General features: G+C 68.4%; 19 protein-coding genes. 10 read left to right on the top strand and 9 right to left on the bottom strand.

What is annotated here, in order from left to right; translation table 11 throughout:
• Positions 1-42: 42 nt before the first annotated feature.
• Genes I5E68_RS03830 through I5E68_RS03815 form a run of 4 tightly spaced genes read left to right on the top strand, consistent with a single transcriptional unit; the run spans position 43 to position 4,618 of the window.
• Positions 43-1,992, top strand: coding sequence for an FUSC family protein (locus I5E68_RS03830; RefSeq protein WP_197160926.1), 1,950 nt, complete (start codon positions 43-45; stop codon positions 1,990-1,992).
• Entirely contained in the window at positions 1,989-2,204 is a 216-nt protein-coding gene (locus I5E68_RS03825; RefSeq protein WP_197160924.1) for a DUF1656 domain-containing protein, read from the top strand. Before I5E68_RS03830 ends, I5E68_RS03825 begins: the two co-directional genes overlap by 4 nt.
• Before the next feature lie 3 nt (positions 2,205-2,207).
• Positions 2,208-3,179, top strand: coding sequence for an HlyD family secretion protein (locus I5E68_RS03820; protein ID WP_197160922.1), 972 nt, complete (start codon positions 2,208-2,210; stop codon positions 3,177-3,179).
• Entirely contained in the window at positions 3,179-4,618 is a 1,440-nt protein-coding gene (locus I5E68_RS03815) for an efflux transporter outer membrane subunit (protein ID WP_197160920.1), read from the top strand. The genes I5E68_RS03820 and I5E68_RS03815 overlap by 1 nt, the downstream gene beginning before the upstream one ends.
• Positions 4,619-4,666: 48 nt before the next feature.
• On the opposite strand, the gene I5E68_RS03810 is transcribed toward I5E68_RS03815, so the two are convergent.
• The 3 genes from I5E68_RS03810 to I5E68_RS03800 form a co-directional block, all read right to left on the bottom strand.
• Positions 4,667-5,671 (bottom strand): NADP-dependent oxidoreductase, encoded by a 1,005-nt coding sequence (locus I5E68_RS03810; RefSeq protein ID WP_370463725.1) that lies wholly within the window; start codon positions 5,669-5,671, stop codon positions 4,667-4,669.
• Between the two features lie 17 nt (positions 5,672-5,688).
• Entirely contained in the window at positions 5,689-6,117 is a 429-nt protein-coding gene (locus I5E68_RS03805; protein ID WP_197160916.1) for a nuclear transport factor 2 family protein, read from the bottom strand.
• A 117-nt stretch (positions 6,118-6,234) separates the two neighbouring features.
• Positions 6,235-6,594, bottom strand: coding sequence for a Rieske (2Fe-2S) protein (locus I5E68_RS03800; protein ID WP_197160914.1), 360 nt, complete (start codon positions 6,592-6,594; stop codon positions 6,235-6,237).
• 296 nt (positions 6,595-6,890) lie between these two features.
• Here I5E68_RS03800 and I5E68_RS03795 point away from each other — a divergent pair, with 296 nt between their 5' ends.
• Complete coding sequence (locus tag I5E68_RS03795) at positions 6,891-7,304, top strand: nuclear transport factor 2 family protein (RefSeq protein ID WP_323982078.1); 414 nt, start codon at positions 6,891-6,893, stop codon at positions 7,302-7,304.
• Between the two features lie 4 nt (positions 7,305-7,308).
• Positions 7,309-8,274, top strand: coding sequence for a quinone oxidoreductase family protein (locus tag I5E68_RS03790; RefSeq protein WP_197160912.1), 966 nt, complete (start codon positions 7,309-7,311; stop codon positions 8,272-8,274).
• Positions 8,275-8,304: 30 nt separating this feature from the next.
• On the opposite strand, the gene I5E68_RS03785 is transcribed toward I5E68_RS03790, so the two are convergent.
• Positions 8,305-9,078, bottom strand: coding sequence for a formate dehydrogenase accessory sulfurtransferase FdhD (locus I5E68_RS03785; protein ID WP_197160910.1), 774 nt, complete (start codon positions 9,076-9,078; stop codon positions 8,305-8,307).
• Positions 9,071-11,368 (bottom strand): FdhF/YdeP family oxidoreductase, encoded by a 2,298-nt coding sequence (locus I5E68_RS03780; RefSeq protein WP_197160908.1) that lies wholly within the window; start codon positions 11,366-11,368, stop codon positions 9,071-9,073. The genes I5E68_RS03785 and I5E68_RS03780 overlap by 8 nt, the downstream gene beginning before the upstream one ends.
• A 186-nt stretch (positions 11,369-11,554) precedes the next feature.
• Between I5E68_RS03780 and I5E68_RS03775 the strand changes: the two genes are divergently transcribed.
• Together I5E68_RS03775 and I5E68_RS03770 are read left to right on the top strand one after the other, a co-directional pair.
• Positions 11,555-12,901: an Hsp70 family protein gene (locus I5E68_RS03775; protein ID WP_197160906.1), complete on the top strand. Its 1,347-nt coding sequence runs from the start codon at positions 11,555-11,557 to the stop codon at positions 12,899-12,901.
• Positions 12,898-13,365 (top strand): GreA/GreB family elongation factor, encoded by a 468-nt coding sequence (locus tag I5E68_RS03770; RefSeq protein ID WP_197160904.1) that lies wholly within the window; start codon positions 12,898-12,900, stop codon positions 13,363-13,365. Before I5E68_RS03775 ends, I5E68_RS03770 begins: the two co-directional genes overlap by 4 nt.
• Positions 13,366-13,383: 18 nt before the next feature.
• Here the strand turns inward: I5E68_RS03770 and I5E68_RS03765 are convergent, their stop codons facing one another.
• The 4 genes from I5E68_RS03765 to I5E68_RS03750 form a co-directional block, all read right to left on the bottom strand.
• Positions 13,384-13,692, bottom strand: a complete 309-nt coding sequence (locus I5E68_RS03765; RefSeq protein WP_197160902.1) for an alkylphosphonate utilization protein — start codon at positions 13,690-13,692, stop codon at positions 13,384-13,386.
• Between the two features lie 163 nt (positions 13,693-13,855).
• Positions 13,856-14,752, bottom strand: a complete 897-nt coding sequence (locus tag I5E68_RS03760; protein WP_197160901.1) for a hypothetical protein — start codon at positions 14,750-14,752, stop codon at positions 13,856-13,858.
• A gap of 274 nt (positions 14,753-15,026) precedes the next feature.
• Entirely contained in the window at positions 15,027-16,241 is a 1,215-nt protein-coding gene (locus I5E68_RS03755; RefSeq protein ID WP_228726808.1) for a hypothetical protein, read from the bottom strand.
• Between the two features lie 122 nt (positions 16,242-16,363).
• Positions 16,364-17,629 carry a S8 family serine peptidase gene (locus I5E68_RS03750; RefSeq protein ID WP_197160898.1) on the bottom strand — a complete coding sequence of 422 codons (1,266 nt, stop codon included), beginning with the start codon at positions 17,627-17,629 and terminating at the stop codon, positions 16,364-16,366.
• Between the two features lie 153 nt (positions 17,630-17,782).
• Between I5E68_RS03750 and I5E68_RS03745 the strand changes: the two genes are divergently transcribed.
• Positions 17,783-18,274: an RNA polymerase sigma factor gene (locus I5E68_RS03745; protein ID WP_197160896.1), complete on the top strand. Its 492-nt coding sequence runs from the start codon at positions 17,783-17,785 to the stop codon at positions 18,272-18,274.
• Positions 18,271-19,074, top strand: a complete 804-nt coding sequence (locus I5E68_RS03740; RefSeq protein ID WP_197160894.1) for an anti-sigma factor family protein — start codon at positions 18,271-18,273, stop codon at positions 19,072-19,074. Before I5E68_RS03745 ends, I5E68_RS03740 begins: the two co-directional genes overlap by 4 nt.
• The last annotated feature ends 192 nt before the right edge of the window (positions 19,075-19,266 follow it).

Here is a 19,266-nt window from a genome sequence, read left to right as displayed (position 1 = left end):
CCTGCCGCCACCGACCCGTTCTCGCGCGCTGGAAAGCAACTCATGATCTCGGCCCGCTGGCAGGCCTGCCTCTTCTCCGCCAAGACCGCGCTGGCCGCGCTGATGGCCTTGTGGATCACGCTGTGGGTCGGCCTGCCGATGCCGTTCTGGGCGATGACCACGGCCTACATCGTCTCGAGCCCGCTCTCGGGGGCGACCCGCAGCAAGGCGATCTACCGCGTGCTTGGCACCTTCGTCGGCGCCACGGTCGCGGTTGCGCTGGTGCCGGTTCTGGTCGACTGGCCGGTCCTGCTGTGCCTCGCGCTCGCGCTGTGGGTCGGCGCGACGCTCGCGGTCTCGCTGCTCGACCGCTCGCCGCGCGCCTATACGATGATGCTCGCAGGCTATACCGCGATCCTCGTCGGGTTTCCCGCAGTCGACCGGCCCGAGGCGGTATTCGACATCGCGGCCGCGCGCGTGACCGAGATCGTGCTGGGGATCACCTGCGCCACGCTCACCCACAGCCTGCTGTGGCCGCGCTCGGTAGGCGAGACGCTCGGGCGCCGCCTTGCCCTGTGGTGCCGCGACGCGCGCGAATGGCGCGCCGACATCCTCGCCAACGATGGCAGCAGCGATCCGCGCGACGGCCGTCGCCAGCTGGCGCAGGACGCGATGGACTGCGTCATCATGGCCAGCCACGTGCCCTTCGACACCTCGCACTGGCGCGATGCCAGCGCCTCGGTCCAGGCCATGCTGCGCCGCATGCTGCTGCTGCTGCCCGCGCTTTCGGGGCTGGCCGACCGCCAGCGCGCGCTGACCGATCTGGGCGAGCGGGCGGACGCGAGCCCCGAATGGCGCGCCCTGCTCGCGCGCAGCCACGCCGTACGCGAGGCACAGACCGCGCGGCTGCTGGGCGAATGCGATGCGATCCTTGCTCACCTGGAAGACCGCAGCTTGCCAAGCCCCGTCACCCGGCTCGAGAGCCGGCGTGCCATCGCGCTCCACGCCGACTGGCGCCTCGCGCTGCTCGCAGGCCTTGCCGCGACGCTGTCGATCCTCGTGTGCTGCGCGATCTGGATCGGCACCGGCTGGGCGGACGGAGGCATCTCGGCGATGATGGCCGGGGTGTTCTGCTGCCTCTTCGCCGCGCTCGACAACCCGGTGCCGATGATCCTGCGCTTCGGCGGCGCGCTGCTCGCCGCGCTTCCGGTCGCGTGCTTCTATCTCTTCGTGCTGCTGCCGCCGATCGACGGCTTCATCCCGCTCGCGGTCATGCTTGCCCCCACGCTGCTCGTCGCGGGCTGGATCATCCCCCACCCGCGCCTTGGCATGATGGGCTCGGCCGCCATGCTCGGCTTCGCCAATGCGCTGGCACTGCAGGAGAGCTTTCACGCCAACCTTGCCCGCTTCATCAATGCCAACGCAGGGCAGGTCCTGGGGCTGCTGGTCGCGGCCAGCGTGACGGCCACCTTGCGCAGCGCGGGCGTCGACACGATCATCGCCCGGCTGCGCGTGCGCCTGCGCCGCGACCTCGTCGCCCTTGCCTCGGCCTCCGCCCCGCCGAGCCCGGTGACGATGCTGGGACGGGTGACCGACCGCCTCGCGCTCATCACCCAGCGGCTTGGCGACAGGAACGAGGCGCACATGGAGACGGCCACGTCCAGCCTGCGCGAGGTACGCGTGGCGGTGAACATCGTCACCCTCCAGCACTTGCGCACGCAGGTCGAACGCAAGCTCGCGCTCGCACTTGCGCGCGTGCTGCGCGACGTCGCACGCGCCTATCGCGACACGGGCCACGCCATCGCGCCGCCCCCTGCCCGCCTGCTTGCCCGCATCGACACGGCGCTGCGCCTGATGCTCGGCAAGCCGGAACACAGGCAGGGTCTCTCGGGCGAGATCCTCGGCGCCGATCCCGCCGAGGGCCTCGCCGCGCTCGTCGCGCTGCGCCGCAACCTGTTTCCCGATGCGCCCGACTTTCGCAGCCCGGACTTTCATAGCGAGCGCCCGGCATGACCGCAGACTACCTGTTCGGCGTGATCTACGTCGCCGCCGCCCCGGTCGACGGCCTGATCGCGCTCGTCCTCACCTTCGTGATCCATCGCCTGCTCTCCGCGCTGCGCCTCTACCGCTGGATCTGGCACGCGGTACTGTTCGACACCGCACTCTTCGTCGTCGTCTGGGCCATGCTGGTCCACCTCCTCCCACCCCTGCTCGCCGGACACTGACCCATGACCCCTGGTACCGCCGAACGTCGCCGCAAGCTGGTCTCGATCGCGCTGACCTGCGCCCTCGTGCTGGTCGCGCTCTGGGCCGGGCGCTCGGTCTTCACCTATTACCAGTCCGATCCCTGGACGCGCGACGGGCGTATCCGCGCCGACGTAGTGCAGGTCGCGCCCGACGTGGGCGGGCTCGTCACCGCGGTCCACTTCGACCACGACCAGAAGGTCCGCCGCGGCGACATCCTCTTCGAGATCGACCACGCGCGCTATACCATCGCGCTGCACGAGGCCGAGGTCGCGGTGCAGCAGGCGCAGGCGCAGCTCGAGAGTGCCCGCTTCTCCGCCCGGCGCGCCGGCGTCAGCCTTGCCGAGGCCCGCCGCGAGGAAGCGCGCGACACCGGCCTTGGCGAACTGCTGCCGAGCGAGGAGCGCCAGCGCTCGCAGACCCGCGCAGGCGAACTCGAGGCGGCGCGCGGCGAGGCCGAGGCGCAAGTCGGCGAAGCGAAGGCGCGCCTCGCCGCCGCGCGCAACGCGCTCGAGCTGGCGCGGCTCGATCTCGCGCGCACGCGGGTGGTGGCCCCGGTCGACGGCTACCTCTCCGACATCAACCTGCGCGTCGGCAACTACGTCGAGGCAGGCGATGCGGTGCTCGCGCTCGTCGATACGGCGAGCCTGCGCGTCGAGGGCTACTTCGAGGAAACCAAGCTGCCCCACGTCCACCTCGGCCAGAAGGCGCTGATCCATGCCATGGGCGAGGACGCGCCGATCCGCGGCCATGTCGTCTCGATCGCGGCGGGCATCAGGGACCACGACCGGATCGGCAGCGACGACATGCTGCCCGCGATCAATCCCTCGTTCTCGTGGGTGCGCCTGCCCCAGCGCGTGCCGGTGCGCATCCATATCGACGAGGCTCCGCGCGACCTCGCGCTGATCTCGGGTCGCACCGTGTCGGTCTCGCTCGACATGACGGGCGAACGCTGATGGCGCGCCCGACAGCTTTTTCCATCACCCTCGCGCTCGGCAGCGCCGCGCTGCTGGCAGGGTGCACCATCGGCCCCGACTACCATGTCCCCGCGAACGCCGCGATCGCCCGCCCGCAGGCGCAAGGCCCGCTCACGCCCGACGCGCCAAGCGCCGACACGCTGACCAGCACGCAGCCGCTGCCGCCGCGCTGGTGGTCGCTTTACGAGGACCCGGTGCTGGACCGTCTCGAGGAGGAGGCGCTGGCGGCAAACACCGACTTGCGCGCTGCGGGTGCCAACCTCGCACGCTCTGCGGCGATGCTGCGCGCGACAAAGGGCATCGGCGATCCGCAAGTCTCGCTCGATGCCGCGGTCGAGCGGGCAAGGCTCTCGGGCGAATCCTTCCTCCACTTCGAGACGGTGCCCGTCTCGACGCTGGGTGTGGGCGGTGGCAGCGTCGCTTACCAGCTCGACCTGTTCGGCCAGATCCGGCGCCGGGTCGAGGCCGCCGAGACCGGACACGAGGCAAGCGAAGCCACATTCGAGGCGGTACAGGTCACCGTCGCGGCGCAAGTCGCGCGCGCCTATGTCGGCGTGTGCGGAGAGAACGAGGCGGTCGAACTGGCCGAGGAAGCCGTCGCCACTGCCGAGCACATGGTGACGGCGAGCGAGCACCTCTACGCCGCGGGCAAGATCGGCTTGCCGCAAGTCACCGGCGCGCAGAAGGCCCTTTCCGATGCCCGGGCACGCGTGCCGCGCCACCGCGCAGCCGCGCGGGCCGGGCTTTACGAGCTCGCCTTCCTCCTCGGCAAAACGCCCGCGGAATATCCGCGCGAGGCCGAGACCTGCCGGGCGCTGCCCGAACTCTCGCGCCCGCTCCCGGTCGGCGATGCGGGTACCCTGCTCGCACGCCGCCCCGACGTGCGCGCGGCCGAGCGCACCCTCGCCTCGGCAACTGCCGGGATCGGCGTGGCCGAGGCCGACCTCTACCCGCACGTCGCGATCGGGCTTGGCGGTGGCACCTCGGGCCTGCTTGCCGATGTCGGCTCGGCCATGGCCGGACACTGGTCGATCGGCTCTATGCTCTCATGGATATTCCCGACACGCGCCCAGCGCGCCAAGGTCACGCTGGCGCGCGCCGATGCCGATGCGGCCTTCGCACGCTTCGACGCCGCGGTGCTGGGTGCGCTCGAGGAGACCGAGACCGCGCTCGCCTGGTACCGCGAGAACCACAATCACGCGCTCGATCTCGACGAGGCGCTCGACAAGGCGCGCGAACTCGATGCGCAGAGCCGCACGATGTTCGCCGCGGGCAAGCTCGCCCTTCGCGACGACCTCACCAGCCGCGCTTCGCTGATCGAGGCCCGCGATGCCGCCCGCGCAGCCCACGATGCCGAGGCGCAGAGCCAGATCGACCTGTTCCTCGCGCTCGGTGGCGGCTGGGCGCAGCATGAATGAGCTGCCCTTGTTGCGTTCTGTCAGTCGCCTCGCGCGGTCATGGCCGGATCACAGGCGCACCACCGCCTTGCCGATGTTCGCACCGCGCAACATCCCTTCGTAGGCGCGCAGGACGTTCTCGAGCCCCTGCGTCTCGGCGAAGCGCATCGTCAGCTTGCCTTCATCGAGCCAGTCGCGCAGGCGCGGCATGAACTGCGCACCGCGTTCGAGGAAATCGGGTATGAAGAAGCCCTCGATGCGCAGCCGCCGCATCAGCACCTGGTCGAAACTGGCCGGCCCCGGCATCGCGCTGTCACGGTCGTAGCCTGCGATCATGCCGCAGATTGCGACGCGCCCGTAGTGCGCCATATTGGGCAGGACCGCGTCGAGCACCGGCCCGCCGACGTTGTCGAAGAAGGCATTGACCCCGCCTTCTATCGTCGCGAGCCGCGCGGCGACGTCTTCGCCGCGATAGTCGATCGCGATGTCGAGGCCCAGCTCGTCGAGCAGGTAGCGGCACTTGGCCTCGCCGCCCGCGATGCCGACCACGCGCGCGCCCAGGTTGCGCCCGATCTGACAGGCGAGGCTACCCGTGGCACCGGCAGCGGCGGAGACCACGAGCCATTCGCCCGGCGTCACGGCGGCGACCTCGGAGACCCCGACCCAGGCCGTCCAGGCGTTCATGCCCAGCGCCCCGAAATGCTCGCGCGGATCGGCGACGGTCTCATCGACGGCCTCCAGCCCGGCCAGCGCGGGGGTCACGAGAGCCTGCTCGGCCCATTGCCCGAAGCCACGCACCATGGTGCCTTGCGGAAAGGCCGGATCGCGGCTCTCGCTCACCCGGCCGAGCACGAGGCCGACCATCTTCGAACCGAGCGGCAGGGGCGGCTGGTAACCGTCGGTGCGCGGGCTCATCCACATGCGCGTGCCCGCGTCCATCGAGAGCCATTCTACCGCGATGCGCACCTCGCCCTCGGCCAGCGGCGCGGTTTCCTCCTCGCACAGGCTGAGCGCCTCGTCGAAGCGATCGTTACCTTGCGGATGGGCATCGAGACGCCAGAAACGGTTACGCATCGCCATGCCCCTCGCGCTCAGCAGCCCTTGGGGGCCCGCTGGCGATGGATGTTGCGGAACGAGCGCGAGGAGAACAGCCAGCGCCCGTCGATCTTCACGCAAGTGTCCTCGTAGAAGCCGCGGTCGCGCACGGTTTCGTCGCCCTGATCGTAAGTCTCGGTGGTGTAGCTGCGTACCTTGGCCGTGTCCCCGTCGATCTCGATCGCGCCGGGAAAGGCCATGAACATGATGCCGGGATAGCTCTTCATCGCCTCGACCCACATCGCGACGATGGCCTTCTTCCCCTTGGTGGTGCCGATCTCGGGATAGTCGGGAAGCGACCACTGCGCCTCATCGGCCCAGGTGTCCGCCCAGTCGCCCGCATCGCAGCGGGTCACCGCGTCGGAATAGGCTTCGAGCAGCTCGCGGATCGCGACGCGATCCTCGAAGGGGCCGGTGAATGCCATGTCAGTCTCTCCCTTATTGGTTCGCCCGTTGTCGGGTCGGCGCGAGGCTAGCCCGGCCCCCGGCAATGCGAACCTGTGACAGGTGAGAGGCCGGGGCATCCCTGCCCCGGCAGCGGCTCAGGCCTCGACCGGCCGCTCGTTCGGCCCGGGCGCCGAGGTCGGCACCGCGACCTCGATCGTGCCATCGACCACGCGCGTCTCGAAGCGGCGCAGGTCGGCGTAGGCCCCGCCGATACAGCGCCCTGTCGCGACCTCAAAGCGCGCGCCGTGCAGCGGGCACATGATAGCCCCGCGCCTTACGCGCCCGGTGGATAGCAGCGCGGCCTGGTGCGTGCAGCGATCGAGCACCGCGTTCAGGCCTTCTGGCGTGCGGACCACGAGAACGCTCCAGCCGTCGACCAGCTTGGCCAGCTTGCCGTCATCGGGCAGGTCGGCATCGGCACAGAAGGGATGCCATGCGGTTGCATCGACGCTCATGCCAGTGCTCCCGCCCGGACCGTCCCGGTCACCCGATATTTGCTGTTCGCGTCCACTCGCGCGCCTGACTTCATTCGTTCAACCTCTGCCAAAATCATTCTGCTTTGCGGTACCACCCCCGCGGACGGGCTTGCGCAAGTGATCCTATCGGCTCTTTCCCGACAGTCCACCTCGCAGAGCCCTTTGCCACCCTTTAATCGCGCCTGCGCAGGCTCCGCGGCTATTCGAATGGATAGGTTCGCTCATGGCCGCAGCTTGTCATCACAGGGCAAAACACGCTGGAGAGAGGCAAGAGCATGACCATGACCCCCGAGGAAACCGCAGAATTCGTCAACCGGCTCTACGCGACCTGCGCGCAGGGCGACTGGGACACGGTGGCGACCATGCTGACCGACGACTTCGTCGCCTACGAGGCGGACACGCTGCCGATGAAGGGCAGCTATCATGGCTGGGAAGGCCTGCGCACGCTCTACTCGAAGGCCTTCCAGCAGGTCGACCTTGGCGAGATCGAGCCGACCGGCATGGCGCTGGGAGAAAACCTCGCCATCGTCGTCATCAACATGCACTTCGCCGACCCCGACCTCGCCCCGGCCGAGCTATGCGAGCTGTTCCGCTTCCGCGACGGCAAGTGCTGCGAGATCAAGCCCTACTACTACGACCCGGCGCCTTTCGTCGCTGCACACGAGGCCAAGCTGGCAAAGGCCGGCTGAACCGGTGAAGGCCGTCCACTACAGCCGCAACGGCGGCCCCGAAGTCATGGAATACGGCGAGCTTCCCGACCCGCAGCTCGCCCCGGACACGGTCCTCATCGCGGTCGAATGGGTCTCGATCGAGGGTGGCGACCTGCTCAACCGCACGGTCACCCCGCCGCCTGTCACCCCCTTCGTCCCCGGCTACCAGGCCGCTGGCACCGTCGCGGCGGTAGGCGCCAAGGTCACGCGCTTCGCGCCCGGCGACCGGGTCGTCGGCTTCAACTGGAGCGGGAGCCACGCCAGCCTCTTCGCGGTGCCCGAGCACCATGCCTTCGCCGTGCCCGAAGCCATGGACATGCGCCTCGCCGCGACGATCCCGGTCCCCTTCGCCACCGCGCACGATGCCCTGTTCGAATATGGCGGGCTCGAGGCGGGAGAGACGGTTCTGGTCCAGGGCGCTGCCGGCGGCGTCGGCCTTGCCGCGGTCCAGCTTGCCGCGCGCGCGGGCGCAACGGTGATCGGCACTGCCTCGAGCGCGGAGCGGCTGGAGCGGCTGGTGCCGCTCCGGCTGACGCATGGCATCAACTACCGTGACGAGGACATTGCCGCACGCTGCAAGGAGATTACAGGCGGCAAGGGCGTCGACCTCGTCCTCGACCTTGCCGGCGGACAGGGCAAGGACGCACTGATGAAGGCGGTGCGCGCGCACGGGCGCTATGCCGTGATCGGGGCCGCCACCGGTGCGCTTCCCAGCTTCGGGTTCTTCGAGCTGATCCGCAAGGCGCTGCAGGTGACCGGCATCTCCTCGGGACGCGACATGCACACCCCGCGCATGCATGCCCTGCTCGCGCAGGTCACCGCCGATCTTGCCAGCGGCGCGCTGGTCATGCCGATCGATGCCGAATTCGCCCTGAGCGATGCCGTCGCCGCGCATCGTCACGTCGCCGAGGGCCATCCCTTCGGGCGCGTGTTGATGCACGTCAGCTGAGGGACAGACGCTGCTGCAGGACCTCGCCCGTCAGAGCGCGTGCAACACGCTGTCGCCGCGCGCGAGGACATAGAGATCGAGATTGGCCTCGCGCGCACGGCGCAGGGACAGCTCGGTCGGCACCGAGATCGTCACCAGTCGCGGGCATCCGGCCAGAACCGCCTTCTCGACCAGCTCGAACGAGCAGCGCGAACTGAGCAGTGCGAAGCCGCCGTCCCAATCGAGCCCGCCGCGCAGCATCGCGCCGATCAGCTTGTCGAAGGCGTTGTGGCGACCCACGTCCTCGCGCACCAGCCGGATCGTGCCGTCGGCAGCGCACAGCGCGGCTGCATGGACACCGCCGGTCGCGCGGTTGAGCGGCTGGTGATCACGCAAGGCGGCCAGCGCCGCGAAGATGGCGCGCTCGTCGGCAGCAGGCGGATCGGGCAGCCGGGGCAGCGGGCGCAGCGCCTGTTCGAGGTTCTCGATCCCGCACAGCCCGCACGAGCTTTCCGAGGTGCGGTGGCGTACGCGCTCATGCACGCGCTCGAGCACCTCGAAGGCAAGGCCGATCCGCATGACGACGCCCTGCTCCGTACGGTGCAGCGCGAGGTGCTCGATCTGATCGGGGCGGCCCACCAGACGTTCGGCCCAGGCGAAACCGTAGGCAAGGTCTTCGAGGTCCTCGTCGCTCGCCATGAGCACGGCATAGCCGACCCCGCCCGGCTCGACCGCGATGGGCACCTCGCGCGCCACCGCGCGCTCGATGTCGCAGCGACTGCCGTCACTCGCGACCTGCTCGAAGGCGCTGGTGGTTTCAGCCACCTTCGCTGCGTTCCAGCGTGACGGGTATCGACTTGTAGTTCGGCGTCCCGCTCGCACGGTCGCGATCCTCGAGCGCGACGAGACAGTTGGCTTCGGGGTAGTAGGCCGCGAGCGAGCCACGCGCGATGGCATGGGCGACGAGCGTGAAGCCTGCAAGACGCCGCCCCGGGCCGGCCACGAGATCCACCTTGTCGCCATGCGCCAGTCCGCGTTCGGCGAGGTCCTCACCATTGGCGAAGATCACGTCGCGCCGCCCGGTAATGCCGCGATAGCGGTCGTCCATGCCGTAGATCGTGGTGTTGTACTGGTCGTGGCTGCGCACCGTGGTGAGGATCAGCGCATCCGACCCGCTCGGGCGCAGCGGGTGCACGTGGAAACAGGCCTTGCCCGAAGGCGTGTTCCAGACCCGCCCGGAGGCGCCCACGGTCAGCCGGAAGCCGCCCTTTTGCCGCACGCGCTTGTTGAAATCCGCAAAGTCGGGGAACACCGCCTCGATCGCCTCGCGGATACGGTCGTAGTCGGCGACGAGCCAGTCCCAGTCGATCGGCCCCTCGCCCAGCGTCGCCTTGGCCATGCCCGCCACGATCGCGGGCTCGGATTTCAGTTCGGGCGCTGCAGGCTTGAGGAACCCGCGCGAGGCGTGGACCATCGACATCGAATCCTCGACCGTCACCGCCTGCGGACCGCCCGCCTGCTCGTCGAGCTCGGTGCGTCCCAGGCACGGCAGCACGATCGTCTCCTTCGCCAGCAGCAGGCAGGTGCGGTTGAACTTGGTGAGGATGTTGACCGAGAGATCGAGCCCGCGAAAGGCTTCGTAGCAGGCCTCGGGATCGGGCATCGCGACGGCGAGATTGCCGCCCAGCGAGATGCAGGCACGCGAGCGTCCCTCGCGCATCGCCAGCAGCGATTCCACCGCGGCGTGTCCTTGCGCGCGCGGCGAGACGATACCGAAGCGCGCATCGAGCCGCGCCAGCATCGCCTCGCCGGGTATCTCGGTGATGCCGACCGTCCTGTCGCCCTGCACGTTGGAATGGCCGCGCAAGGGACAGATGCCCGCGCCCGGCTTGCCCATGTTGCCACGCAGCAGGAGCAGGTTCGCAAGCTGCTGCACGTTGTGCGTGCCGTTGCCGTGCTGGGTGATGCCCATGCCGTAGCAGATGATCACCCGCTTGGCCGACCAGTAGGTGCGCGCCATCTCGGTGATTGCATCTTGCGTGAGGCCAGAGCCCGCAACGATCTCGTCCCAGCCGGTCGCGGCGATGTCGGCGGCAAGATCCTCGAAGCCTTGGGTATGCTCGGCGATGAAGGCGCGGTCGAGCAGCCCGTCGCCCCCCGCAGCAAGGTCGGCCGCGTCCGCCTCGAAGAGCGCCTTCATCACGCCCTTGAGCATCGCCCCATCGCCGCCCACGCGCACCTGATGATAGGCCGAGGCGAGCTGCGTCGAACGCGGGCTGAGCATCTCGGTCGGGTGCTGGGGCGACTTGAAGCGCTCCAGCCCGCGCTCCTTCATCGGGTTGGCGACGACGATCGGCACACCCCGCTTCGCCGCCGCGCTCAGCGTCGAGAGCATGCGCGGGTGATTGGTGCCGGGATTGTGGCCGATGCAGAAGATCGCGTCGGCCTCGTCGAAGTCCTCGAGCGTGACCGTGCCCTTGCCCACGCCGATCGACTTGGGCAGGCCCACGCTGGTGGCCTCGTGGCACATGTTCGAGCAGTCGGGGAAATTGTTGGTGCCATAGGCCCGCGCCATCAGCTGGTAGAGGAACGCCGCCTCGTTCGAGGCGCGGCCCGAGCAGTAGAACTCGGCCTGGTCGGGGTCGTCGAGCGCCCGCAACGAAGTACCGATGCGCGCGAAGGCCTCGTCCCAGCTTAGCGGCACGAAGCGGTCGCTCGGTGCATCGTAGCGCAAGGGACGGGTCAGGCGCCCGGCATCCTCGAGCGCGTGGTCGCTCCAGCTCCACAGTTCACTGGCCGTATGGGTCTCGAAGAAGGCATCGTCGAGGCGCTTGACCGTCGCCTCCCAGGTCACCGCCTTGGCGCCGTTCTCGCAGAATTCGAACGAGGAGGTGTGCTTGGGATCAGGCCAGGCGCAGCCCGGACAGTCGAAGCCTTCTGGCTTGTTCATCTTCAGGAGCGCACGGGTATCGGTCGATGTGCCCATCTGCTCGCGGATCGCCCCCGCGACCGCACCCAGCGCACCCCAACCGCCTGCAGGTCCGTCGTAATCCTCGACGCCAGGCACTTCGCGCGTGCCCGTTGCCGCAGCCTTGCTGGTGATTTCGCCGGTCATGGTCCATCCTCGATAAAATCTGTCTGCGCGCGCCCTGACGCCGCTTCGCCCCCCTGCCCTCGTATCGGACCTGGGGCAAATGCGTGCTGCGCATGCATGGTTCGCCCTGATGGAACGCATGCTTGCACGATTGGTGCCGCGCTGCCATAGGCCGCGCCCGCAAGCGGCCAGCGAGAGTAGAGCGCCATGACAGCCCCATTGCCCACCCCTGCCGCCCCCACAGCCCCTGCCGCGCAGACACTCGGCATCGACTTCGGCACGACGAACTCGGTCCTCGCGCTTTCCGAGGGCGCGGATGCAGCCGAGCTCGTACCCTTCGCCGCGCCCGGCGGGGTGACGCAGGTATTCCGCTCGGCGCTGTGCTTCTGGCAGGACGAGACCGTGCGCGGCAAGCTCGCCCACGAGGCCGGCCCATGGGCGCTCGAGGAATTCCTTGAGTTCCCGCAAGGCTCGCGCTTTCTGCAATCGTTCAAGTCGGTTGCCGCCAACGCCCTGTTCGACAGCGCCAACCTGTTCGAGAAGCGCATGCGCTTTGAGGAACTGGGGCAGGTATTCCTGCGCCACCTCGTCGAGCACGCGGGCGAGGCGCTGGCGACGCTGCCCGAGCGGGTGATCGTCGGCCGCCCGGTGCGCTACGTCGGCGCGCGCGTCGACACAGCGCTGGCGCGCCGCCGCTACGACGCGATGTTCGCCATGCTCGGGCGCGAGGTGCACTACGTCTACGAGCCGCTCGGCGCGGCCTACAGCTTCGCGCAGCGCCTCACCGAACCCGCGACGCTGCTGGTCGCCGACTTCGGCGGCGGCACCAGCGACTTCTCGGTCGTGCGCATCGAGGCGCCGGGCGCAGCGCGGCGCTGTGTGCCGCTTGGCTCGGCGGGCATCGGCATCGCGGGCGACCGGTTCGACTATCGCATCATGGATCACCTCGTGCTGCCGCTGCTCGGCAAGGGCGGCACCTATCGCTCGTTCGACAAGGAACTGGAGATCCCGCCCGGCCACTTCACCGACTTCGGCGACTGGTCGCGCCTCGCGCTGATGCGCAACCGCAAGACGCTCGACGAGCTCGCCCGGCTCGAACGCGCGGCGAGCGACCCGGCGGCGATCGCGCGCATGATCGCCATCGTCGAGAACGAGCTGGGCTTCCAGCTCTACGATGCCGTCGGCAAGCTCAAGCGCGCGCTGTCGGGCGAGGCGCATGGGCACTTCCACTTCGACGGCGGCGGGCTCGACATCACCGCCGATGTCACCCGGGCCGAGTTCGAGGAATGGATCGCCCCCGACCTCGCCAAGATCGCCGCGACCGTCGACGAGGCGCTGGCCGGTGCCGGGATCGAGGCCGGAGCCATCGACCACGTCTTCCTCACCGGCGGCTCCTCGCTGATTCCGGCGGTGCGCGCCTTGTTCGAGCAGCGCTTCGGCGAGGAGCGGCTGGCGAGCGGCGACGAGCTGACCTCTATCGCGCACGGCCTTGCACTCATCGGCCAGGCTCCCGACATCGCGGACTGGATCGCACCAGAGGAGACCGATGCATGAGCGTGGCATTTCGACGGGAAAGCGACGAGGAAGCGCTCGAACCCAAGTTCGAGCTGCCGATACCGCCCGGCCCCAATCTCGTCACCGCGCGCGGCCTCGCCCTGATCAGCGCGAAAGTCGAGGAAATCGAGGCGCACTTGCGCACGCTCGAGGACGAGGACGCGATCAAGACCACTCGGCGCGAGCTGCGCTACTGGGGCACGCGCCAATCGACCGCGCAGCTCGTCGAACGGCCCAGCGGCGAGACGGTCGCCTTCGGCTGCACGGTCTCCTTCCGTCTCGCGGGCAAGGAACGCAGCGTCACGCTGGTCGGCGACGACGAGGCCGATCCGGCCCGTGGACTGATCTCGTTCTCGGCACCGCTCGCCCGTGCGATGATGGATGCCGAAGCCGGTGAACTGGTCGACTTCGGCGGCAAGAGCGAGGCGCTGGAGATCGTCTCGATCACCGTGCCCGAGGCCTGAGCGCCCGGAACCCGAAGCTCAGCGTTTGCGCACGAACTCAGCGCGCAGGACGAGCCCCTTGATGCCCGGATACTTGCAGTCGATCTCCTGGGCATCGCCGGTGAGACGGATCGAGGGAATCAGCGTGCCGCGCTTGAGCGTCTGGCCCGCACCCTTCACGTCGAGATCCTTGATCAGCGTCACCGCATCGCCATCGGCCAGCAGGTTGCCTACCGCGTCGCGCACCTCGACGGCATCCGCCGCCGCACGCTTTGCCTCCAGCTCGCTGGCCGGCATCCACTCGCCGCTTTCCTCGTCGTAAACGTAGTCCTCGTCCTCGCCGCTCATCACATGTCCCCTTTCGCCGCTGCCCATGGCAGGCCGCGCGCAGTTTGGCGAGAGGCAAGCGGGCCCCGACACCGATCGCGCCCCGAAGGGATATCCCTTCGAGGCGCGCGAGGCCGCCATCCCGGTGGCGATCAGTCAGGCGGCATGTTCAGTGTGCGAGCGCTCAGTTACCGGCGCCGAGGCTAAGCGAACCATCCGCACCGTCGCGGCTGGCCGAGCCCTGCGCCGAGCCTTCGAGCGAGAGCGAGCGGTCACCCGCTTCGGCACCGGCAGTCCCGCTGCCCGAACCCTGCGCCTCGGTGCTTGCGGCCTCGTCGGCTGCCGCGCCGGCCTTGTCGCTCGCGGCCTGCCTGGCGCTGCCGACCGCCTGCTTCGCGCTACCCGCGCTCTGGCCGACACGCTGTGCAGCGCCGCTCGCAAGACCGGTCAGCTGCGAAGCACCGCCGCTCGTCGGCAGCGTGCCGAGCGAAGGACTGGCGACGAGGCCGCCATCGGCTGCGCCCGAGCCGCTCGCATCGCCCGATGCGCTCGTCGCACCGTCGCTGCCGGCAGCGGCGTTTCCGGCGGCCATGCCCGTGCCGCTCGCCATGGCGTTGCCACCCAGCGCTCCGGCATTACCGGCGAGACCGCGTGCCTTGCCGGTCAGCCCTTCAGCCGCGCCCGGGACGCCCTGCGCCTTGCTGCGGGCACCATCGACGAGCCCCGAAGTCTTGCTGCGGGCCGCCGAGGCGGTGTCCGCGACCTTGCCGGTCACCGCAGAAGTGTCGGGAACGCCGACCGTGCGGCTGGCACTGGCATCGCCGCTGGCATCGCCATTGCCGGTGGCACGCGAGGTGATCGAGCGGGCGCTGCGCGAAACGCCGATGTCGCCCGCGCCGTTCATGGTGCTGCCGATCGAGCCCATCGAGCCACCCAGCGACCCGCCGAGCGAGCCGCCGACCATCCCGCCGAGGCCACCGCCCCCGCCAAGCAGCTGGGCCTGTGCGACGCCGGGCATCGCGACGAGTGCGGCACCGGCAAGGGCTGCGGCGGCGCTGCGGATGAAAGCAGAGTTCTTCATGGGTCTTGCTCCTTTCCAATTCTCAAAATCCGTCCCGGCGGTCCGGCCTTGCGGCTGTCGGACCCCTTGTCCGGGGGGCTTGATGAGAGGAACGGGTGGCCCCTTGGCTTTCATCCGCAGAAATTCGAAAAAGTTTTCGGGCCCCGGAAAATCGCGGGCTTGCGAGGAAAAAACGGTCGTCCGGTTTCGCTCCAAAGCGGACGTTTCCATTCGTCTGCTGTGATGAGGCGAGCGGGACCGCCCTTAGCGGGAAGTCTTATATTGGAGGTCGAGCTTAAACTACGCCGTAAATCCGTTCGGCATAGCCGCGAACCTCTTTTGTCGCTTGGGCTTCAAGCTTTCTGAGGTAGACGAGGAACTCGTCCTTATTTGCGTAGCTGTAGATGTGAGCCCGATAGTGCAGTTCTCGGCGCAGCTCACCTTCCTTAAGTAATAGAGCGCACTCGCGATCGACGAACATGGCATCGACGTAAGGCGCATAGGCGGCGATGGCCCGGAAGTCGGTCATTAAGCCGCGAGTAAATTTGCGCTGCCCCATCGTCACTCGCCGACCGAATGCCGCGAACAGATGGGCGAAGATGCGGTTGAACGGCATCTCACGCACGCGCTCCCAATCCCAGAACGTGCCAACGCGCCTCATCGCCTCCTCGTCGGATGCTCCCTCGCGCAAAAAGTCGCGCAACATGAGGAATTCTCGCCAGACCGGTTCGAGCACGGCATAGATCAGGTCCATGCCATCGCCTCCCGCGCCCGCGTTTGCCATGCGCTGCATGATGCCCACGAGCGCGGCGCGCCTGTGCTGACCAAACTGCGACTCCCGGCGGAGCAGTTCATGAAACGATGGTTTCTCTTCGGCCCAAGCTGCGACCACGTCGCTCAGCGCAGCAAATCCTCTGTCGCGCTCCCGACGAATACCATCAGCAAACTGCGAATAGTCAGCGTTCACGCTGATCCGCATGTCAGGCAACCAGTCATTGCGCGCCCCTTGTAGTATCTCGTCGGGGATAAACGTCAGTTGGGGCTCGCCGCCGTCGCGGAACGCTCGGGCAAATGCGAACACTTGATTCAACTCGATTTCACGGCTGTCGCGCAGCGAGGCGTCACCCCCAATATCCTCATAGGCATCGCGCAGGCCCCGGGGATCGTGAAAGACAATAGTCTCGTTGGAGTGAAGGTCTGAGTGTGGCAAAATCGCCTGTTGCAGCAGGACAACACGGCGAAGAAGCGGGATTAACTCGTCGTAGAAATCCTGTTGCCCGAGCGGTGCCCGGCCGCCAGCTTTGATCTTGAAGATCGAGCTGAACATAAATTGGTCGAGATAAATGGTCGCCTTGTCGACCTTAGGCAGCACTTCACCATGGCTGTAGCGGCATTTCGTGCAGCGCAACATCATCACGTCGCACCCCGCAGAAAGAAAGCCGAACGTTTGCTCGCCGCAGCGCGGGCACTGCTCGAATGGTCCTCGTTCCCAAGTGAAGGATTTCGCCATCAAGGGAGTGTAGATCACTCTCTAGCTAAAAGTCAGCTCTTGCGTTGATTTATCCAATACTTGACCGTCAGAAGCCCACCCAACTCAGACTGTCCAATCATCGCCAAGTCGTTCAACGCGCCCTAGAGCCCCGAGCGGCAGATGTTGCAGACGACGCCGCGCCCGGTGCTGCGCGAGGGATGCAGCGCCTCGCCGTCGACCAGCCCGAGTGCCGCGCGCGCGGCTCCTGCCTCCTTCAGGCGCGCGGCGATGCGCGCAGCGGCGAGCGGGGCGGCGAAGGACGTTCCGCGCAGGTCGATGCGCCCCTTGCCCGGGACCAGCGCCGACATGTCCGCACCGGGCGCTGCATAGTCGAGATGGCCAGCACGCCCGGCCTCGATCAGCACGCGCCCCGCGCCATCCACCCCGGTCACCGCGACGACGCCGGGATAGCTCGCGGGATAGGCAGGCGGCGCAGCGGCACCATCGTTGCCGACCGCCGCGACGACCACCATGCCGTCTTGCTGCACTTTCGCGACCGCACGCGCGAGCAGCGGATTGGGCGGCCCCACGAGGCTGATCGAGACCACCGGCACCCCGCCCTCGTGCATCCAGCCGAGCGCGCGCGCGATGGCGAGGGCATTGCCGCCTGCCGGGTCCGATCCGTAGACGTCGGCCGCATAGAGCCTCGCGGTGCCGGCTCCGGTGAGCAGCGAGGCGATGGCGGCGGCATGTTCGTCCTGCCTCGGCGCGCCCCTGGCAAAGCCCTTCTGCGCGACGAGCCGCGCCGCACTGCCCGCAGCGAGGCCTCCGTCGATGACGCCGACGGTGCCGCCACGCGGCAAGGCCGCACTGCTCGCACCCGCTTGGCCGGACGGCGCCGTCGTCCCGGCGGGGAAATGCAGCTGGTCGGCGCTGATCTCGCGGCCGGGCAGCGCCTTGCGCAGGCGCTTGAGGGCATCATCGAGGTCGGTCCCCTCGGGAACCGCAAGCCGGGCGAAGGGGATGTCGAGACCGGCGATGCTGCCCTGTTCGATCACGCGATATCCGCGAGCCCCGGCAAGCGCGAGCGCCTGTGCGTCAGGGTCGAGCAGCAGGACTTCGCCGCGCACCGCGGGCTGGCGCTCGTCGTCCCATTCGACAGCGCCCTGGTTGTCCGAGACGAACGAAGCGAGGCGCCGCACCCGCTCGCGCGCGAGATCGCGCAACTGGCGCACGTTTCCTTCGAACGGATCGAGGGCAGAGCGCCTGGCGTCATCGAGCGCTTCCCCGACACGCTCGCCGATCGAACCGAGCGTACCTGCCGGATCGACGGGCAGCCCCGCGCCCAGCTGCGCATGGAGCGGCGCCGCTGCCAGCAGCAGCACGGCGGCCCCCAGCGCCCTGCGTGTCCATTTCGATCCAGCCATCTTGCGATCCTTAGCAGCGATGCCTGCCGCGCGTTAACCGGTGCGAAGCAAGGCTCGTTTCAAAAAATTTCGTAGCACTCGTGGATGAAACGCGGCAGCCCATGCGTTTCATCCACGAACAATGCGCAATCGCACGGGAACAAGACGAAACGCATGAACCGCTTCTGCGAGGACCTGACCGACCTGCTGCCGCGCCTCAGGCGCTTCGCACGTGGCCTCACGCAGGATGCGGCGGATGCCGACGACCTGTGCCAGCAGACCGTCGAGCGCGCGCTCAAGGCCCGCCACCAGTGGCAGGAGGGCACGCGCCTCGATGCCTGGGTCTACCGGATCATGCGCAATCAGTGGATCGACGAGGTGCGCGCGCGTTCACGCCGTTCGCAGACATTCACGCACGAGGACGAAGGACTGAACGTGGGGAATACCGGACACGAGGACGCGGAAAACCTGGTCGAGCTGGGCAATGTCGAGCGCGCTCTCGCGCTCCTTCCCGCAGAACAGCGCGAGGCGGTGGTGCTCGTGCTCGTCGAGGGTTTCGCCTACAAGGAAGCCGCCGAGATCCTCGGCGTCCCGCAAGGCACGCTGACCTCGCGACTGGGACGCGGGCGCGAGGCGCTGATGAAGCAACTGGGAGAAGCCGCATGAGCGTGACGCGCGAGGAACTGATGGCCTATGCCGACGGCGAGCTTGCGGGCGCGGACGCTGCGCGCATCGAGGCTGCGCTGTCGGCGGACCCGGCGCTCGCCCGGGAGGTTGCCGCGCACCGCGCCTTGCGCGCACGGCTCAAGGACCGGCTCGATCCCGTCCGCGACGAACCCGTGCCCGACGCGCTCAGCGCAATGATCGCGGCTGCCGCGCGCGAAGACGAGCATGGCGCAGCGCGGCTCGCGCAGGCCGAACGCCCCAAGGTCATCAGCCTCGCCTATGTCCGCGAGGAACGGGCCCGCAAGCGGGCCGAGCGCACGCAGGAAGCCATCACGCCACCTCCCACAGGACTGCGCTGGGGCAACGGTCTCGCCATCGCCGCTTCGCTGGTGCTGGGCCTGTTCCTCGGCACGCAGGTTCCCATCGGCAAGGGCGCTGTGCGCGAGAGCGACGGTGCGCTGGTCGCCTCGGGCGCATTGGCGCTGGGCCTCGAAAGCAGGCTCGCGGCCAATCAGGCGAGCGGCGACGCGCCCTTGCGCATCCTCACCAGCTTCCGGCGCGGCGACGGCGATTACTGCCGGGTCTTCGACAATTCCGCGACCGCCGGCATCGCCTGCAAGGACGATGATCGCTGGATCCTCGAGCGCACCATGGCGAGCGGCGCAGGCACCAGCGGTGCCTACCGGCAAGCGGGTTCCGCCGATGCCGAACTCATGGCAGCCGCACAGGACATGGCCCAAGGCGCACCGCTCGACGCCGAAGGCGAAGCGCGCGCCAAAGCGCGCGGCTGGAGCGACTAGGCTGTCTGCGTGGACAAGATCGAACGTCCGGTTTCGAACGTTTGCGGTCGTTAAAATTCTGTCGTCATTCCAGCGAAAGCTGGGATCGCTAGGTACTCTTGAGGAGAAAGCTGGCTTCGGGCCATTTCGAGGCTGCGGCTGTCCTTAAGGGCGACACTAACCTGCCAACGACCCCAGCTTTCGCTGGGGTGA

The sequence above is a fragment of the Novosphingobium aureum genome (assembly GCF_015865035.1).
GTDB lineage: Bacteria > Pseudomonadota > Alphaproteobacteria > Sphingomonadales > Sphingomonadaceae > Novosphingobium > Novosphingobium aureum.
The sequence above is the reverse complement of the archived record's forward strand: the minus strand, read 5'-3'. Positions and strand labels throughout refer to the sequence as shown.

Bases quoted from the DNA above. Each gene is read 5' to 3' on its own strand.
- I5E68_RS03830 (WP_197160926.1), top strand. From the start codon at position 43: ATGATCTCGGCCCGCTGGCAGGCCTGCCTCTTCTCCGCCAAGACCGCG.
- I5E68_RS03825 (WP_197160924.1), top strand. From the start codon at position 1,989: ATGACCGCAGACTACCTGTTCGGCGTGATCTACGTCGCCGCCGCCCCG.
- I5E68_RS03820 (WP_197160922.1), top strand. From the start codon at position 2,208: ATGACCCCTGGTACCGCCGAACGTCGCCGCAAGCTGGTCTCGATCGCG.
- I5E68_RS03815 (WP_197160920.1), top strand. From the start codon at position 3,179: ATGGCGCGCCCGACAGCTTTTTCCATCACCCTCGCGCTCGGCAGCGCC.
- I5E68_RS03810 (WP_370463725.1), bottom strand. From the start codon at position 5,671: ATGCGTAACCGTTTCTGGCGTCTCGATGCCCATCCGCAAGGTAACGAT.
- I5E68_RS03805 (WP_197160916.1), bottom strand. From the start codon at position 6,117: ATGGCATTCACCGGCCCCTTCGAGGATCGCGTCGCGATCCGCGAGCTG.
- I5E68_RS03800 (WP_197160914.1), bottom strand. From the start codon at position 6,594: ATGAGCGTCGATGCAACCGCATGGCATCCCTTCTGTGCCGATGCCGAC.
- I5E68_RS03795 (WP_323982078.1), top strand. From the start codon at position 6,891: ATGACCATGACCCCCGAGGAAACCGCAGAATTCGTCAACCGGCTCTAC.
- I5E68_RS03780 (WP_197160908.1), bottom strand. From the start codon at position 11,368: ATGACCGGCGAAATCACCAGCAAGGCTGCGGCAACGGGCACGCGCGAA.
- I5E68_RS03775 (WP_197160906.1), top strand. From the start codon at position 11,555: ATGACAGCCCCATTGCCCACCCCTGCCGCCCCCACAGCCCCTGCCGCG.
- I5E68_RS03770 (WP_197160904.1), top strand. From the start codon at position 12,898: ATGAGCGTGGCATTTCGACGGGAAAGCGACGAGGAAGCGCTCGAACCC.
- I5E68_RS03765 (WP_197160902.1), bottom strand. From the start codon at position 13,692: ATGAGCGGCGAGGACGAGGACTACGTTTACGACGAGGAAAGCGGCGAG.
- I5E68_RS03760 (WP_197160901.1), bottom strand. From the start codon at position 14,752: ATGAAGAACTCTGCTTTCATCCGCAGCGCCGCCGCAGCCCTTGCCGGT.
- I5E68_RS03755 (WP_228726808.1), bottom strand. From the start codon at position 16,241: ATGGCGAAATCCTTCACTTGGGAACGAGGACCATTCGAGCAGTGCCCG.
- I5E68_RS03750 (WP_197160898.1), bottom strand. From the start codon at position 17,629: ATGGCTGGATCGAAATGGACACGCAGGGCGCTGGGGGCCGCCGTGCTG.
- I5E68_RS03745 (WP_197160896.1), top strand. From the start codon at position 17,783: ATGAACCGCTTCTGCGAGGACCTGACCGACCTGCTGCCGCGCCTCAGG.
- I5E68_RS03740 (WP_197160894.1), top strand. From the start codon at position 18,271: ATGAGCGTGACGCGCGAGGAACTGATGGCCTATGCCGACGGCGAGCTT.